Source organism: Pseudomonas sp. BN606 (genome assembly GCF_029873115.1).
GTDB lineage: Bacteria > Pseudomonadota > Gammaproteobacteria > Pseudomonadales > Pseudomonadaceae > Metapseudomonas.
Genome location: NZ_SSOF01000052.1, coordinates 68,025 through 82,583, shown reverse-complemented (window position 1 = coordinate 82,583; position 14,559 = coordinate 68,025). Strand labels below are relative to the sequence as shown.

18 protein-coding genes are annotated in these 14,559 nt (G+C 62.8%); 14 read left to right on the top strand and 4 right to left on the bottom strand.

The genetic code is table 11. The features are described 5' to 3' along the window. The first annotated feature begins 103 nt into the window (after positions 1 to 103). From E8E75_RS08050 to E8E75_RS08040, 3 genes are read left to right on the top strand one after another with little or no spacing between them, the layout of a single operon-like run. A complete protein-coding gene (locus tag E8E75_RS08050) occupies positions 104 to 1,354 on the top strand; it encodes a lipoprotein-releasing ABC transporter permease subunit (RefSeq protein ID WP_120651636.1) in 1,251 nt (416 codons plus the stop codon). Further along, positions 1,347 to 2,030 carry a lipoprotein-releasing ABC transporter ATP-binding protein LolD gene (gene lolD / locus E8E75_RS08045; RefSeq protein WP_120651635.1) on the top strand — a complete coding sequence of 228 codons (684 nt, stop codon included), beginning with the start codon at positions 1,347 to 1,349 and terminating at the stop codon, positions 2,028 to 2,030. Before E8E75_RS08050 ends, lolD begins: the two co-directional genes overlap by 8 nt. 1 nt (position 2,031) lies before the next feature. Next, positions 2,032 to 3,276: a lipoprotein-releasing ABC transporter permease subunit gene (locus tag E8E75_RS08040; protein ID WP_120651634.1), complete on the top strand. Its 1,245-nt coding sequence runs from the start codon at positions 2,032 to 2,034 to the stop codon at positions 3,274 to 3,276. Between the two features lie 50 nt (positions 3,277 to 3,326). On the opposite strand, the gene E8E75_RS08035 is transcribed toward E8E75_RS08040, so the two are convergent. Next, entirely contained in the window at positions 3,327 to 3,854 is a 528-nt protein-coding gene (locus E8E75_RS08035; RefSeq protein ID WP_120651633.1) for a DUF2062 domain-containing protein, read from the bottom strand. 173 nt (positions 3,855 to 4,027) lie between these two features. Between E8E75_RS08035 and E8E75_RS08030 the strand changes: the two genes are divergently transcribed. The 8 genes from E8E75_RS08030 to murB all read left to right on the top strand — a co-directional run bounded on the left by E8E75_RS08030 (position 4,028) and on the right by murB (position 10,875). Continuing rightward, positions 4,028 to 6,253 (top strand): DNA internalization-related competence protein ComEC/Rec2, encoded by a 2,226-nt coding sequence (locus E8E75_RS08030; RefSeq protein WP_178123563.1) that lies wholly within the window; start codon positions 4,028 to 4,030, stop codon positions 6,251 to 6,253. 72 nt (positions 6,254 to 6,325) lie between these two features. Then, positions 6,326 to 6,961, top strand: a complete 636-nt coding sequence (locus tag E8E75_RS08025; protein ID WP_120651631.1) for a MotA/TolQ/ExbB proton channel family protein — start codon at positions 6,326 to 6,328, stop codon at positions 6,959 to 6,961. Further along, a complete protein-coding gene (locus tag E8E75_RS08020) occupies positions 6,958 to 7,404 on the top strand; it encodes a biopolymer transporter ExbD (protein WP_120651630.1) in 447 nt (148 codons plus the stop codon). The genes E8E75_RS08025 and E8E75_RS08020 overlap by 4 nt, the downstream gene beginning before the upstream one ends. Further along, the gene (lpxK, locus tag E8E75_RS08015; RefSeq protein WP_153921114.1) at positions 7,404 to 8,408 is read left to right on the top strand and encodes a tetraacyldisaccharide 4'-kinase; all 1,005 of its coding nucleotides are present in this window, start codon (positions 7,404 to 7,406) and stop codon (positions 8,406 to 8,408) included. The genes E8E75_RS08020 and lpxK overlap by 1 nt, the downstream gene beginning before the upstream one ends. A 40-nt stretch (positions 8,409 to 8,448) precedes the next feature. After that, positions 8,449 to 8,634: a Trm112 family protein gene (locus E8E75_RS08010; RefSeq protein ID WP_077525327.1), complete on the top strand. Its 186-nt coding sequence runs from the start codon at positions 8,449 to 8,451 to the stop codon at positions 8,632 to 8,634. Continuing rightward, positions 8,631 to 9,395 (top strand): 3-deoxy-manno-octulosonate cytidylyltransferase, encoded by a 765-nt coding sequence (kdsB, locus tag E8E75_RS08005; protein ID WP_153921117.1) that lies wholly within the window; start codon positions 8,631 to 8,633, stop codon positions 9,393 to 9,395. Before E8E75_RS08010 ends, kdsB begins: the two co-directional genes overlap by 4 nt. Next, on the top strand, positions 9,395 to 9,859 hold the full coding sequence (locus E8E75_RS08000) for a low molecular weight protein-tyrosine-phosphatase (RefSeq protein WP_153921119.1): 465 nt from the start codon (positions 9,395 to 9,397) through the stop codon (positions 9,857 to 9,859). The genes kdsB and E8E75_RS08000 overlap by 1 nt, the downstream gene beginning before the upstream one ends. Continuing rightward, positions 9,856 to 10,875, top strand: coding sequence for a UDP-N-acetylmuramate dehydrogenase (gene murB / locus E8E75_RS07995; RefSeq protein ID WP_120651626.1), 1,020 nt, complete (start codon positions 9,856 to 9,858; stop codon positions 10,873 to 10,875). Before E8E75_RS08000 ends, murB begins: the two co-directional genes overlap by 4 nt. A gap of 78 nt (positions 10,876 to 10,953) precedes the next feature. Here the strand turns inward: murB and E8E75_RS07990 are convergent, their stop codons facing one another. Together E8E75_RS07990 and E8E75_RS07985 are read right to left on the bottom strand one after the other, a co-directional pair. After that, complete coding sequence (locus E8E75_RS07990) at positions 10,954 to 11,235, bottom strand: pyrimidine/purine nucleoside phosphorylase (protein ID WP_153921121.1); 282 nt, start codon at positions 11,233 to 11,235, stop codon at positions 10,954 to 10,956. 78 nt (positions 11,236 to 11,313) lie between these two features. Beyond that, complete coding sequence (locus E8E75_RS07985; protein ID WP_120651624.1) at positions 11,314 to 11,856, bottom strand: exonuclease domain-containing protein; 543 nt, start codon at positions 11,854 to 11,856, stop codon at positions 11,314 to 11,316. A 116-nt stretch (positions 11,857 to 11,972) separates the two neighbouring features. Between E8E75_RS07985 and E8E75_RS07980 the strand changes: the two genes are divergently transcribed. Next, positions 11,973 to 12,845 (top strand): NAD(P)-dependent oxidoreductase, encoded by an 873-nt coding sequence (locus tag E8E75_RS07980; RefSeq protein WP_120651623.1) that lies wholly within the window; start codon positions 11,973 to 11,975, stop codon positions 12,843 to 12,845. A gap of 127 nt (positions 12,846 to 12,972) precedes the next feature. Here the strand turns inward: E8E75_RS07980 and E8E75_RS07975 are convergent, their stop codons facing one another. Next, the gene (locus tag E8E75_RS07975; RefSeq protein WP_077525320.1) at positions 12,973 to 13,314 is read right to left on the bottom strand and encodes a DMT family protein; all 342 of its coding nucleotides are present in this window, start codon (positions 13,312 to 13,314) and stop codon (positions 12,973 to 12,975) included. Positions 13,315 to 13,352: 38 nt separating this feature from the next. Here E8E75_RS07975 and E8E75_RS07970 point away from each other — a divergent pair, with 38 nt between their 5' ends. After that, positions 13,353 to 14,219, top strand: coding sequence for a hypothetical protein (locus E8E75_RS07970; protein WP_256673205.1), 867 nt, complete (start codon positions 13,353 to 13,355; stop codon positions 14,217 to 14,219). 45 nt (positions 14,220 to 14,264) lie between these two features. Beyond that, the gene (locus E8E75_RS07965) at positions 14,265 to 14,522 is read left to right on the top strand and encodes a YkgJ family cysteine cluster protein (protein ID WP_280358477.1); all 258 of its coding nucleotides are present in this window, start codon (positions 14,265 to 14,267) and stop codon (positions 14,520 to 14,522) included. Positions 14,523 to 14,559 lie beyond the last annotated feature (37 nt).

Genomic DNA, 14,559 nt, shown 5'->3' with positions numbered 1-14,559 from the left:
CCCGGAGCGCCGCGACAGACCACGAACAGAATTTGAGTGTAAACGCTGCTCGCCAAGCCCCGCCACAAGGACGTCCCTTCTTTCGCCAGCGAACTCCACTTCCATGTTCAGACCGCTGTCCCTGTACATAGGCGCACGCTACACGCGCGCCAAGCGCCGCAACTACTTCGTCTCCTTCATTTCCCTGACCTCCATGATCGGCCTGGCACTCGGTGTGCTGGTAATGATCCTGGTGCTGTCGGTCATGAACGGCTTCGACTATGAAATGCGAACCCGTGTGCTGGGCATGGTGCCCCACGCCACCGTGGAGTCCGCGGTGCCGATCAATGATTGGCGCAAGCTGGCAGAAGGCGTGGCCCGGCATTCCGAAGTGAAGGCCGTTGCGCCTTACACCCAGGTCCAGGGCCTGCTGACTGCCGACGGCAAGGTACAGAAGGTGCTGGTCAACGCCGTGGACCCGCAGGAAGAACCCAAGGTTTCCATCATCGGCAACTTCTTCCGGGAGGGCAGCCTCGGTGCCCTGAAACCGGGCGAGTTCGGCATCGTCATTGGCGATCGTGCGGCCAGCAAGCTTGGCGTCGGTATGGGCGACAAGGTCACTTTCGTGCTCCCGGAAGTTGCCGTGACCCCGGCGGGGGTCTTCCCGCGGATGAAGCGCTTCACCGTGGTCGGCATCTTCCACGTTGGCGCGGGTGAGCTGGATGGCTTCCTGGCCATTGCCAACCTGTCCGATGTCGCCCGCCTCAAGCGTTGGCAGCCGGACCAGGTTCAGGGGCTGCGCCTGAAACTCGATGACCTGTTCCAGGCGCCGCAAGTGGCGTGGCAGATCGCGGGCGAATTGAAGGGCGAAGATTTCTATGCCCGTGACTGGACCCGTACGCACGGCAACCTCTACCAGGCGATCAAGATGGAAAAGGCCATGATCGGCCTGCTGTTGCTGCTGATTGTGGCTGTCGCTGCCTTCAATATCATTTCAACCCTGGTGATGGTGGTGACTGACAAGCGCGGTGACATTGCCATTCTCCGGACATTGGGTGCCACACCCAGGCAGATCATGGGCATCTTCATGGTCCAGGGCACCGTGATCGGTGTTGTCGGCACGCTTATTGGCGGCGTGCTGGGCATTCTCGCGGCATTGAACGTGAGCGATGCCATCGGCCTGCTGGAGCGCCTGCTGGGACACAAGTTCCTCAGTGCCGATGTCTATTTCATCGATTATCTGCCATCCCAACTGATGGCCGAGGACGTGGTGCTGGTCTGCTCGGCTGCGCTGGTCCTGAGTTTCCTCGCCACCCTTTATCCCGCCTGGCGTGCCGCGCGCACCCAGCCAGCAGAGGCTTTGCGCTATGAGTAACAAGGCTGTCCTGAGTTGCCGCAACCTGGGCAAGAGCTACGACGAGGGCCCGCAGTCCGTCGAGGTGCTGTCTGGCGTCCAGCTGGAACTGCATCCGGGAGAGCGGGTGGCCATCGTGGGTAGCTCCGGCTCCGGCAAGAGCACGCTGCTGAACATGCTGGGTGGACTGGATACCCCGAGCAAGGGCAGCGTCTGGTTGGCCGGCGAGGAATTGTCCGCGCTCAGTGAAACTGCCCGCGGCCTGCTGCGCAATCGCGCTCTGGGGTTCGTCTACCAGTTCCACCATCTGCTGCCAGAGTTCACTGCGCTGGAGAACGTCTGCATGCCGTTGCTGATCGGTCGTACTGCAATCGCCGAGGCGCGCCAGCGTGCCACCGCGCTGCTGGAGCGCGTTGGACTGGGCCATCGCCTGTCGCACAAGCCGGCCGAGCTTTCCGGTGGTGAGCGCCAGCGGGTGGCCATTGCCCGCGCCCTGGTCAACAACCCAGGTCTGGTGCTGCTCGACGAGCCCACCGGCAACCTCGACCAGCACACTGCGCATGGCATCCAGGAGCTGATGCTGGAACTGAGCCGCTCCTCGCAGACCGCCTTCCTGGTGGTGACCCACGACCTGCAGCTTGCCCGCCAGATGGATCGGGTGCTGCGCCTTGAAGAAGGCCGACTGGTGGCTGCCTGAGATGTTCAGACCTCTCCCGATCTTTATCGGCACGCGCTATACGCGCGCCAAGCGCCGTAACCACTTCATTTCCTTCATCTCGCTCACGTCGATGATCGGTCTGGCACTGGGCGTGCTGGCCATGATCGTAGTGCTCTCGGTGATGAACGGATTCCAGAAGGAAATGCGCTCGCGCATCCTCGGCATGGTGTCACACGCTACCCTGAGTGCCGATCAGCCCCTGGCCGACTGGCGCCGCGTGTCCGATGCCGCAATGAAGCACCCGGAGGTCGTGGGCGCGGTGCCCTTCGCTGAGCTGGAGGGCATGCTTTCCTACAAGGGAATGATGCAGCCGGTGCAGATCAATGGTGTTGACCCGCAGGAAGAGACCAAGGTTTCCATCATCGGCAAGCACATGGTGCAAGGGAATCTCGATGCCCTGAAGCCGGGCGAGTCCGGCATCGTGGTCGGCGAAATTACTGCGCGGCGTTTCCGCCTCAATGTCGGCGACAAGCTGACCCTGATCGTCCCTGAAGTCAGCAATGCACCAGGCGGTATTACGCCGCGGATGCAGCGCCTCAATGTGGTGGGTGTATTCAAGGTCGGTGCCGAGCTGGACAGCTCCCTGGCGCTGATCAACATCGCCGATGCCTCCACCATCCAGCGTCTGCCGGAAGGGCAGGTGCAAAGTGTGCGCCTTGCCCTGAAGGACCTGTTCCTCGCACCTGAAGTGTCGAAACAGATTGCCGCCGAGCTGGGGCAGGGTTATCGCGCCGATGACTGGACCCATACGCAGGGCAGTCTGTTCAGCGCCATGAAGATGGAGAAGACCATGATCGGCCTGCTCCTTTTGCTGATTGTGGCCGTGGCTGCGTTCAACATCATCGCCACCTTGATCATGGTGGTCGCCGACAAGCGTGCGGATATCGCCATCCTTCGCACGCTGGGAGCGACGCCGCGCCAGATCATGGCGGTGTTCATGGTTCAGGGCAGCGTGATCGGCTTCATCGGCACGCTGATCGGCACCGTGTTGGGCATCATCACGGCGCTCAACGTCAGCCAGTGGATCGCTGCGCTGGAGCGCGCCAGTGGCCGGCAGATATTCAGTTCAGACGTCTACTTCGTCAGTTACCTGCCGTCTGAGCTGCAATTGGGGGATGTTCTGCTGATCTGTGGCGCGGCCCTGATCCTGAGCTTCCTGGCCACCCTCTATCCCGCCTGGCGTGCCGCCCAGACCCAGCCAGCCGAGGCCTTGCGCTACGAGTAGGGGGCGCTCCCCGCAATAGAAAACGCCGCATTCAATGCGGCGTTTTCGTTTTAGCGGCTGTTTTCGCGCCGGGCCTTCTGGCGTTTGCGCCAACTGTGCCCGACCCACCAGCGCCAATAAAGCATGGTCAGCATGTAGGCCAGTGCGCCGATCAGGATGCCGCAGACCACCGATCCTAGGAGGAATGGTTGCCAGACCGAGGAAAGCTCCTGCGTGATCCATTCCCAGGTCAGTTCCTCGGGTAGGGCGCGCGGAGAGATCTGCATGATCCACGCCCCCATCTTGTAGGTGCAGTAGAAAACCGGCGGCATTGTGATGGGATTGGTCAACCACACGAGACCCACCGAGATCGGCAGGTTCGCACGGACCATGATGGCCAGGCCGGCTGCCAGCAGCATCTGCATGGGAATGGGGATGAACGCGGCGAACAGGCCCATGGCCATGGCGCGGGCGACCGAATGGCGATTGAGGTGCCAGAGGTTCGGGTCGTGAATCAGGGTGCCGAGAAAACGCAGGGACTTGTGTTCCCTGATGGTGTCCGGGTTCGGCATGTAGCGTTTGAATATACGACGCGGCATGGGCGGTCTCTGGCCGACGAAAGCGCCGGGTATTATGCACACCCGGAAATGACATCGCCGGGTCAGTTTGTGTCGGCAAGTTTAAACGGAACTGCGCCGCCTGGATCGTGACGTGCAGGGCTGTAGGGGACGTCGCCGCAGTCTCCGTCCCAGGGAAGGGAAGTCGGATGCCCATGGTTTCGGGGTTGGCCACGCTTGCCGTAGGCCTTCTTTTATTGCGCTGGATGCCTGTCTTGCCGCCTGTCTGGTGGCTCCTGCTCCAGTTGATTCTCGGATTCGCGCTGCTGGCGTCGCGTGCCTGGCGCAGCGGGCTGTTCCTGCTTGGTCTCGGTTGGGCTTGCATGAGTGCCCAATGGGCGTTGGACGACCGGTTGGAATCGCGGTTGGACGGCCAGGTGCGCTGGTTGGAAGGAACCGTGGTCGGCCTCCCCAGCACGGCTGATGGGGTGGTGCGCTTCGAGTTGGCGGCGCTCCATTCCTCCCGGGCGCAATTGCCTGGCAGGTTGCGGCTGTCCTGGCATGGCGGCCCGCGTGTGTTTGCCGGCGAACGCTGGCGGCTGGCTGTTCGCCTTAAACGACCGCGTGGTCTCGTGAATCCCGCGACCTTTGACTACGAGGCGTGGCTGCTGGCACGGCGCATAGGGGCAACCGGCTCGGTCAAGGCCGGGGAGCGACTGGAAGCGGCAAGCGGCCCTGTCGCCTGGCGGGACTCCTTGCGTCATCGTTTGCTGCAGGTGGATGCCTGGGGACGGGCCGGTGGGCTCGCCGCCTTGGTGCTGGGCGACGGCTCCGGCTTGCAGGATCGGGACTGGCGCCTGTTACAAGACACGGGGACCACGCACCTGATGGTGATTTCCGGTCAGCACATCACGCTATTCGCGGGTGTCCTTTACGGCCTGGTGGTGGTGCTCGCTCGAAACGGACTCTGGCCTCGGTCGCTGCCCTGGCTACCCTGGGCTTGTGCCATGGCTCTCGCCGGTGGGCTCGGATATGGCGTGCTGGCAGGATTCGATGTGCCGGTGCAGCGAGCTTGCGTGATGCTTGGCGTCGTCTTGCTCTGGCGTTTGCGCTTTCGCCACCTGGGATTCCTCACGCCTTTGCTGGTGGCGCTGTGTGCCGTATTGCTGGCTGAACCATTGGTAGTGCTGCAACCGGGATTCTGGCTTTCCTTTGGTGCTGTGGTCCTGCTGGTGCTGGCCTTTGCCGGGCGGCTGGGGGCATGGCGCTGGTGGGCGACCTGGTGGCGAGCTCAGTGGGTCATGGGTGTGGGGTTGGCGCCTCTGCTGCTGGCCCTGGCCTTGCCCATCAGCCTCAGTGGCCCTCTGGCGAACCTGCTGGCGGTGCCCTGGATCAGCCTGGTGGTGCTGCCGCTGGCGTTGCTAGGCACATTGCTACTTGGCATTCCCCTACTGGGGGATGCATTGCTCTGGTTGGCCGGTGGTGCCCTGGAGTTGCTGTTCCAGATACTGGCCTGGACGGCGACGCAGGTTCCCGCCTGGATTCCTACGCAAGTTCCGTTCTGGGGTTGGATCCTCGGAACGCTGGGTGTACTGCTGCTGATTGCCCCGGCTGGCGTGCCGCTGCGTGCGCTGGGGCTGGCGCTGCTATTGCCCATGCTGTTCCCGCCGCAGGAGCGCCCGGCACGTGGTCAGGCCGAGGTTCGGGTGCTGGACGTGGGGCAGGGCCTTTCGGTGCTGGTCCGCACTCACGAGCATGCGATGCTCTACGACGCCGGTCCGCGCCGGGGCGACTTCGATATCGGCGAGCGTGTGGTAGTTCCGACCCTGCGCGGCCTGGGGTTGTCTCGGCTGGATCTGTTACTGCTCAGTCATGCGGATTCCGATCATTCCGGCGGCGCCCTGGCCGTAAGTCGGGGGTTGGCGGTGGCGCGGGTGCTGACTGGTGAGCTGGAGCGGCTGCCATCCGAACTGGGCGCCGAGGCCTGTCCGGCTGATCTGGCCTGGACTTGGGATGGCGTGAGATTCCGAATCTGGCAGTCGCCACTGACAGGCGATAGCAATGATGGCTCATGTGTGTTGTCGGTCGAGGCCGCTGGTGAGCGCATCCTGTTGAGTGGCGATCTCGGGGCTCGCGGTGAAGCCGCCTGGGTCGCCAGTGGCAAGCCACTTGCGGCGCGCTGGCTGGTGGCGGGCCACCATGGCAGCCGAACGTCCTCCAGTGGCGCGTTCCTGCATGCCGTGGCGCCTGAGAAAGTGCTGATTTCCCGAGGCCACCTGAACCCCTACGGCCATCCCCATCCGTTGGTCGTTTCGCGAATCGGCGCGCTGCCCGCCGAGATCCATGATACGGCGAAGCAGGGTCATTTGCTGCTGCGTCTGGGCGCTGGCGTCGAGCCGGAGAGCGAGCGAGAAAAGTCCGTATTCTGGAGGGAAAAATGAGAACGGCGACGGTCGGCGGAGGCCCGCCCCTATGCTAGAGTGGCGCCACTTTTCCGAAGGGGATTTCCTACCGTGTGGGAGTTGGTCAAAGCCGGCGGCTGGATGATGCTGCCGATCATTCTGTGTTCCATCGCCGCCACCGCGATCGTTGCCGAACGCCTGTGGACCCTGCGCATCAGCCGCGTGTCTCCGCCGCACCTGCTGGGTCAGGTCTGGCGCCAGATCAAGGACAAGCAGCTGAACAGCCAGAAGCTCAAGGAGCTGCGTGCCTCTTCGCCGCTGGGTGAGGTGCTGGCTGCGGGCCTGGCCAACTCCAAACATGGCCGCGAAATCATGAAGGAGTGCATCGAGGAAGCTGCCAGTCGGGTCATCCATGAGCTGGAGCGCTACCTCAATGCCCTTGGCACCATCGCTGCCATGGCGCCGCTACTCGGCCTGCTGGGTACCGTCTTCGGCATGATCGATATATTCGGCGGCTTCATGGAGAACGGCATGGCCAACGCGCCCGTGCTGGCCGGCGGTATCGCCAAGGCGCTGGTGACCACTGCTGCAGGCCTGATCGTCGCCATTCCGGCTGTGTTCTTCCACCGTTACCTGCTGCGTCGTGTTGACGAGCTGGTAGTGGCCATGGAGCAGGAAGCGATCAAGCTGGTGGAAGTGGTCCAAGGCGATCGCGAAGTGGATTTCGCAGAGGAAGCCAAAGCGTGAAATTCCGCCGCAGGGCGGGCAATGTCGCCCGCGAAGAGGTGTTCCTCAACCTCACTTCGTTGATCGACGTGATCTTCGTGCTGCTGCTGTTCTTCGTGGTGACCACCACCTTCAGCAAACCCAATCAGCTGAAAATCGAACTGCCCGAGGCCGTGAGCGGCACGCCTCCCGAGGAAACCGAGCTCAAGACGCTGGAGCTGAGCATCGCTGCGGACGGCCAGTACTCGCTCAACGGCCAGAACCTGGTGAAGAGCGACCTGGCGACCCTGATTGCTGCGCTGGGACGCGAGTCGGAAGGCGACAACAGCCTGCCGCTGGTGATCACCGCTGACGCGCGCACTACCCACCAGTCAGTAGTCACCGCCATGGATGCCGCCGGCAAGCTGGGATTCAGCCAGTTGCGCATGACCACCATCGAGGCCGACGCGGCCAAGAAGCCCTGATGGCCTTCTCTGAGCGCCTGCTAGACGCCTGGTATCGAGGTCATCCGGCACTTGGCTTGCTGAGCCCGCTGGAGTGGCTCTATCGTCGAGTCGCCGAGCGCAAGCGCGCATCCTTCATGGCGGGGCAGGGCAACAGCTATCGCCCGCCTGTTCCGTTGATCGTCGTCGGTAACATCACCGTTGGTGGCACCGGCAAGACCCCGATGATTCTCTGGCTGATCGAGCACTGCCGGGCGCGCGGATTGCGCGTCGGTGTGGTCAGCCGCGGCTATGGGGCCAAGCCGCCGCAAATGCCTTGGCGGGTGCGGGCGGAGCAGGGGGCCGAGCAGGCCGGCGACGAACCGCTGCTGATCGTCCAGCGCAGTGGTGTGCCACTGGTAATCGACCCGGACCGTTCCCGTGCCGTGCGGGCCCTGCTGGAGCAGGAAACCCTCGACCTGATCCTCAGCGACGATGGCCTGCAGCACTACCGCTTGGCGCGCGATCTGGAGTTGGTGCTGATTGACGCAGCCCGTGGGCTCGGCAATCGCCGCTGCCTGCCAGCCGGCCCCCTGCGCGAGCCGCCGGAGCGTCTGGATTCGGTGGATGCGGTCCTGCGCAATGGCGCCGAAAGCGACTCCGCCGAAGGTTTCTCCTTCAAGCTGCAACCGAGCGAACTGGTCAATCTGCAGACTGGAAAGCGTGTCGGACTGGACCATTTCGCGCCTGGGCAGGCCATACATGCGGTGGCCGGCATAGGCAACCCGCAGCGTTTCTTCAGAACCCTGGAGGCGCTAAACTGGCGCCCGATCCCGCACCCATTCGCCGATCATGCTGTCTATAGCGCGCAAGCCCTGGCTTTCACACCGTCGCTGCCGCTGCTGATGACCGAGAAGGATGCTGTGAAGTGCCGGGCCTTTGCCTCCGCCGACTGGTGGTATCTGGCGGTCAATGCCGCGCCTTCGCCGGCATTCGTCGCCTGGTTCGACGGGCAGCTGGCCCGCCTTCTGCCAAGCCGCTTCTAACCCAAGGTAGCCCTTCGGCTGCCGCCTCAAGGATTCACTCATGGACCCGAAACTCCTCGATATCCTCGCCTGCCCCCTGTGCAAGGGCCCGCTGAAGTTGGCCGACGACAAGAGCGAGCTCATCTGCAAGGCCGACGCTCTGGCCTTCCCGGTACGGGATGGCATTCCGGTGATGCTGGAAGGTGAAGCCCGCACTCTCAATGTCGATGAGCGTCTGGACAAATGACCCAGGCCTTCACCGTCGTCATTCCCGCCCGCTTCGCTTCGACACGCCTGCCCGGAAAACCGCTGCAGGACATCGCCGGCAAGCCGATGATCCAGCACGTCTGGGAGCAGGCTCGGCACAGCGCAGCGCAGCGCGTGGTGGTAGCCACTGACGACGCGCGGATCGTCGAAGCCTGTCAGGCCTTCGGTGCCGAAGTGCTACTGACCCGTGCGGACCACAATTCCGGCACGGACCGCCTGGCCGAAGTGGCTAGCCAGCTCGGTCTGGCCAGTGATGCCATCGTGGTGAATGTGCAGGGTGACGAGCCGCTGATCCCGCCAGCCATCATCGACCAGGTGGCTGCCAACCTGGCCGCTCATCCGGAAGCCGGCATCGCCACACTGGCCGAACCCATCCAGGATGTGCAGGCACTGTTCAATCCCAATGTGGTGAAGGTTTCCTCCGATCTCAACGGCCTGGCCCTGACTTTCAGTCGCGCGCCGCTGCCTTGGGCCCGGGACTCTTTCGCTGTCAGTCGCGACCAGTTGCCGGCCGGGGTGCCGTATCGCCGCCATATCGGCATTTATGCCTACCGCGCGGGCTTTCTCCATGACTTTGTCGCCTGGGGCCCGTGCTGGCTGGAAAATACCGAATGCCTGGAGCAGTTGCGCGCGCTCTGGCACGGGGTGCGTATCCATGTCGCTGATGCCCTGGAAGCGCCGCCTGCCGGCGTCGACACGCCGGAAGACCTCGAGCGCGTTCGGCGCTTGCTGGGGGGCTGATGCGCGTTCTCTTCGTTTGCCTCGGTAATATTTGCCGGTCTCCCACTGCCGAAGGCGTGCTGCGCCACAAACTGCGTGAGGCTGGTCTCGCCGAGCGGGTGTGGGTGGACTCCGCCGGCACTGGTGACTGGCATGTGGGCAAGGCGCCGGACGCCCGTACCCGCGTGGCCGCCCAACGCCGTGGCTACGACCTTTCCCAGCAGCGCGCACGTCAGGTTGGCCGGGGGGATTTCGGCGACTTCGACCTGATCCTGGCAATGGACGAGAACAACCTGGCCAATCTGCGCCGACTGTGTCCCGGCGATTCTACGGCCGAGTTGGACCTGTTCCTCCGCCGTTACCAGCTGGAGCTGGATGAGGTGCCTGATCCGTATTACGGCGGAGAGGAGGGCTTCGAGCAGGTGCTTGACCTGGTGGAGCGGGCCTGCGATGCGCTGATCGTTGAAATCAAGGGGCGCCTGTGAGTCTGGTCCTGCACGAAAATCTGTCCTTGAAGCCGTACAACACCTTCGGCGTCGACGTGAAGGCACGGCTTTTCGCCGAGGCGCGCGACGATGCTGGCGTGCGTGAGGCCATCGATCTGGCGGCTCAACGCGGCCTGCCTCTGCTGGTGATCGGTGGCGGCAGCAATCTGCTGCTGACCCGTGACGTGGAGGCGCTGGTGCTGCGTATGGCCAGCCGAGGTATTCGTATCCTGGCCGATGACGGTGTGACTGTACTGCTGGAAGCAGAGGCGGGCGAGCCGTGGCATCCGCTAGTGCTCTGGAGCCTGGAGCAAGGCTTGGGCGGGTTGGAAAATCTCAGTCTGATTCCTGGCACTGTTGGCGCTGCGCCCATGCAGAACATCGGTGCCTATGGCGTCGAGCTGAAAGACGTCTTCGCCGGGCTCACCGCCCTGGATCGGCAAACTGGCGAGTTGCGAGAGTTCGATCTGGATGAGTGTCAGTTCGCCTATCGCGACAGCCTGTTCAAGCGCGAAGCGGGCCGATGGTTGATCTTGCGGGTCCGTTTCAAACTCAGTCGCTCGCCTCTGCTGCATCTGGATTACGGCCCGGTACGTCAGCGCCTGCAGGATGAAGGCATCGGCTCGCCATCGCCCAGCGATGTCAGCCGCGCCATTTGCGCAATTCGTAGCGAAAAACTGCCCGATCCCGCCCTGTTGGGCAACGCCGGCAGCTTCTTCAAGAATCCGTTGGTTGATGCCGAGCTGGCTCAGCGTCTGCGTGGCGAGTATCCCGATCTGGTCGCTTATCCGCAGGCGGATGGGCAGGTGAAGCTGGCCGCTGGCTGGCTTATCGAGCGTGCCGGCTGGAAGGGTTTCCGCGACGGCGATGCCGGTGTGCACCGTCTTCAGGCGTTGGTGCTGGTGAACTACGGCGCCGCCACCGGTCATCAGCTCCATGGGCTGGCCCAGCGCATCCAGGCGGATATCGTGGCGAAGTTTGGCGTAGCGCTGGAGATGGAGCCGAATCTGATATGAAGTTCTGCTCGCACAAATAAAAAAAACCGGCCAACTGGCCGGTTTTTTCATTCTGGGCCTCGGGAGCGAGGCTCCGCCTTAGCGATACTCGCAGAGATAGGCGGTGTCCTGAGCCACTTTCAGCTGGAACTTGCTGTTGGCCGGCACGGTGAACTGACTGCCGGCGGCGAAGGTTTCCCAGTTGTCGCTGCCCGGCAGTTTCACGGTCAGTGCGCCGGCGATGACATGCATCACTTCCAGCTGGCTGGTGCCGAATTCGTACTCGCCTACGGCCATCACTCCGATGGTGGCCGGGCCTTCGGTCATGCCGAAAGCGATGGATTTGACGGTGCCGTCGAAGTATTCGTTGACCTTGAACATGCTGGGCTCCTGGATGGGGTCTGAAAGGGCCCGACAGTATGCCCAACGAGAATTTCAGCGTCACTAGCTCCGGCGCATTCAGGCGGGTAGCACGAGCGGAAGCAGGCGGGCGGTATTACGGGCGTCTTCGAGGGCGCGGTGCTGCTGACCCTGGAAGTGCAGCCCTGCCAACTGCAGGGCCGTGTGCAGGCCAACTGCGTGTTTGAGCTGGCGCGCTTCCGCAAAGCGCTGCTTGAGATTCACGTGAGGAGCCACGGCCAGCAGGCTGTCGAGTCCATGCCGTTGCCATTCTTTCTCCAGCTGGCGGCGGTCATAGTCGCCCCAACTCACCCAACCCACCAGGCGCGGGCTGTGATGGCTGAGCCAGCGCTCGAAGGTCTCCCATACCTGCGGCAGGCTGGCGGCTCCATCCACGTCGGCCTGGCTGATGTGGGTGAGTTGGCGGCAGAACCCAGTCAGGCAGGGGCGGCGTGCAGGTCGTACGAAACGTTGAAAGTGGTCGACCTCATGTCCGTCGGCGCGGACGACGGTCGCTCCGATCTCGATGATCTCCATTTCTTCCAGGGGCCACCCGCCTTCTTCGGTAGTGGCTTCCAGATCGATTACCAGCCAGTGCGGCATGGGGTTCTCCTTGGCAAGGGGCGGTCGGGGCCAGCCTGGAGCGAGTATGGTGGCGCTTTCGCGGGGCGGCAAACTGCGTGTTAGGCTTTTCCGCAGGTCGACGAAGGAGAAGAACAATGGCTGAAGTAGCGTTCATCGGTTTGGGGGTCATGGGTTTCAACATGGCCGGACACCTGGCCTGCGAAGGGCATTCGGTACGGGTCTACAACCGGTCGCCGGGCAGGACCACGCTGTGGTGCGATGAGTTCGGCGGCGATGCCTTCGCCACGCCTCGTGAGGCGGCAGAGGGCGCGGAGTTCGTGATGGTCTGTGTTGGCAATGACGATGATTTGCGCGCTGTCCTGCTTGGGGCGGATGGCGCTTTCGCCGGCATGGCACCCGGCTCTATCCTGGTGGATCACACCACGGCTTCGGCGGATGTCGCGCGTGAAATGGCCACCCTGGCGGCTGAGCGGGAACTGGGTTTCCTCGATGCCCCCGTTTCTGGCGGTCAGGCTGGCGCTGAAGCGGGCATGCTCTCGGTGATGGTGGGTGGCGAGCAGGTGTTCTACGACCGTGCCGCGCCGGTGATCGACAGCTACGCCAAACTGATTCGACGCATGGGGCCCGTGGGCAGCGGACAACTGACCAAAATGGTTAATCAGATTTGCGTCGGCGGTCTGCTGCAAGGGTTGGCCGAGGCGCTGCACTTCGCCCAGTGCGCCGGGCTGGATGCACAGGGCGCCATGGAAGTGGTCAGCAAGGGGGCTGCGCAGTCCTGGCAGCTGGAACACCGACACCAGACCATGCTGGATGGCAAATTCGATTTCGGCTTCGCCGTGGACTGGATGCGCAAGGACCTGTCCATCGTCCTCGACGAGGCGGCTCGCAACGGCGCGCAATTGCCTATTACGGCACTCGTCGACCAGTTCTACGCTGAGGTCCAGGCCATGGGCGGTGGGCGCTGGGATACTTCCAGCCTGATCGCCCGATTGAAGAAACCCGCGTAGTGCTCGAACGCTAGGACGCCGAGCAAAGGTCTGCCTAGGAAGAAATCGGCGAGGACGTGGAGTTAACGACTGTTAATGAGCAGTCTGAGTCGATTTTTGGCGACGCATGGTCGAAGCGCAGGCGAGCCTAGCTGCGGAAAATGAAGTAGACCGCGCCTAGCAGACACAGCCCCGCCCAGAGATAGTCCAGCTTCAGCGGCTGCTGCATGTAGAGCACGCTGAAGGGGACGAAGATCGCCAGGGTAATCACTTCCTGCATGATCTTCAGTTGGCCGACCGAGAGCTCGGTGTAGCCGATGCGATTGGCCGGCACCATGATCAGGTACTCGAACAGCGCGATACCCCAGCTGATCAACGCGGCAATGATCCAGGGCTTGGTATTAAGGGTCTTTAGATGGCCATACCAGGCGAAGGTCATGAAAACGTTGGACAGGGTGAGTAGGGCGGCGGTCTGCATCCATACCGGCATGATCTGGGGCTCTGTGTCGTTGGAAGCGTGCAAGCCTAATGGGTGTTGATATTCAAGGAAAGGGGCGGGCCATGGGGTTTTGGCGTGGGCTGGGTATCTTCGCACTGCTGCTGCTCGCGGTGGCAATTGCAGTTTTGCGTGGTCTCGACGCCTGGCGCACGAAGCCGGTGATTGCGGAGCTGCATCTGCCGCCGGCCTTCATGGTGGCGCGCGACTTCGATTTCGGTCGCTACAGGCTTTCCTGGCGTGGTTCGGGGTTCGGGGTCTACGCGCAAAAACGGCCGGAAAAAACGCTCTGGGCTGCTGAGGGTGGTTTTCTAGCGGCTGGTGTGGGGAGAAAGGCACCGTCCCTGCTGCAGCAAGAGCTACTGTGTCGCGACCAGAGTCTGGAGTCAGTAGAGCGCTTGGGTGGCAGGCTGCTGCTGAAGGGGCATCTGCGCTGTGCAGATGGCAGCCTGAGCGGATACACGTTGTCCCTCGAGGATGATGGCGAGCGCGGGTTGCTGCTGAAGGTGACGCTGGGCGAGCCGAAGCTGAACCGGCTTTACCTGAGCTGGCGGCGGGACTTGGGGGAGCGCGTTTATGGCTTTGGCGAACTCTCCGGTGCGTACGACATGTCCGGTCGACGCCTGGTGGTGCTGTTGAGTGGTGATTCAGATGTAGGGGAGGGTGGTCGGAGCATCATTGCGACCCAGGCGTTTTACCTGACGTCAGGCTTGCGGGCTTTTCATAGCCAATCTGTGGCCTATCAGGTGTTCGACTTGCGAGATCCCCAACGCATAGGACTTGAAGTGCACGAAGGGCAACTGAGCGCACGTATCTACAAGGGCGAAAGTCCACAAGAGCTTCGTGCGCACCAGGCGTCGGTGGTTGGGGTCATGTCCACACCGGCTCCATCCAAGTAAAATGCGCGTTTGTTCCAGCATTCCTGCCGTCCGAGGTCGTTCGCCATGCTCTGCCGCCCAGGCTGCGGTGCTTGTTGCATTGCACCATCCATCAGTTCCCCGATTCCTGGCATGCCTTCGGGAAAGCCAGCCGGAGAGCGTTGTCTGCATTTGTCCGTCGAGAATCTCTGCCAGTTGTTCGGCGATCCTCGCCGTCCGGCTGTCTGTGGTGCTTTTGATGCAGATCCGGAAGTTTGCGGTGATAGCCGCGATGAGGCGATTCGCCTGCTCGGCTGGCTGGAAGAGGCAAGCTCGGCCGCTTGATTTATTCGGCCGGCCCATCGCCGGTACTGTCCGAACA

What these genes read in the sequence shown, in the direction of transcription:
- E8E75_RS07985 (WP_120651624.1), bottom strand. Translation starts at nt 11,856, where the DNA reads ATGCCGCACTGGCTGGTAATCGATCTGGAAGCCACTACCGAAGAAGGC.
- E8E75_RS07990 (WP_153921121.1), bottom strand. Translation starts at nt 11,235, where the DNA reads ATGTTCAAGGTCAACGAATACTTCGACGGCACCGTCAAATCCATCGCT.
- E8E75_RS08040 (WP_120651634.1), top strand. Translation starts at nt 2,032, where the DNA reads ATGTTCAGACCTCTCCCGATCTTTATCGGCACGCGCTATACGCGCGCC.
- E8E75_RS08050 (WP_120651636.1), top strand. Translation starts at nt 104, where the DNA reads ATGTTCAGACCGCTGTCCCTGTACATAGGCGCACGCTACACGCGCGCC.
- E8E75_RS07980 (WP_120651623.1), top strand. Translation starts at nt 11,973, where the DNA reads ATGGCTGAAGTAGCGTTCATCGGTTTGGGGGTCATGGGTTTCAACATG.
- E8E75_RS07970 (WP_256673205.1), top strand. Translation starts at nt 13,353, where the DNA reads ATGGGTGTTGATATTCAAGGAAAGGGGCGGGCCATGGGGTTTTGGCGT.
- E8E75_RS08030 (WP_178123563.1), top strand. Translation starts at nt 4,028, where the DNA reads ATGGTTTCGGGGTTGGCCACGCTTGCCGTAGGCCTTCTTTTATTGCGC.
- kdsB (WP_153921117.1), top strand. Translation starts at nt 8,631, where the DNA reads ATGACCCAGGCCTTCACCGTCGTCATTCCCGCCCGCTTCGCTTCGACA.
- E8E75_RS07975 (WP_077525320.1), bottom strand. Translation starts at nt 13,314, where the DNA reads ATGCCGGTATGGATGCAGACCGCCGCCCTACTCACCCTGTCCAACGTT.
- E8E75_RS08010 (WP_077525327.1), top strand. Translation starts at nt 8,449, where the DNA reads ATGGACCCGAAACTCCTCGATATCCTCGCCTGCCCCCTGTGCAAGGGC.
- E8E75_RS07965 (WP_280358477.1), top strand. Translation starts at nt 14,265, where the DNA reads ATGCTCTGCCGCCCAGGCTGCGGTGCTTGTTGCATTGCACCATCCATC.
- lpxK (WP_153921114.1), top strand. Translation starts at nt 7,404, where the DNA reads ATGGCCTTCTCTGAGCGCCTGCTAGACGCCTGGTATCGAGGTCATCCG.
- lolD (WP_120651635.1), top strand. Translation starts at nt 1,347, where the DNA reads ATGAGTAACAAGGCTGTCCTGAGTTGCCGCAACCTGGGCAAGAGCTAC.
- E8E75_RS08035 (WP_120651633.1), bottom strand. Translation starts at nt 3,854, where the DNA reads ATGCCGCGTCGTATATTCAAACGCTACATGCCGAACCCGGACACCATC.
- E8E75_RS08000 (WP_153921119.1), top strand. Translation starts at nt 9,395, where the DNA reads ATGCGCGTTCTCTTCGTTTGCCTCGGTAATATTTGCCGGTCTCCCACT.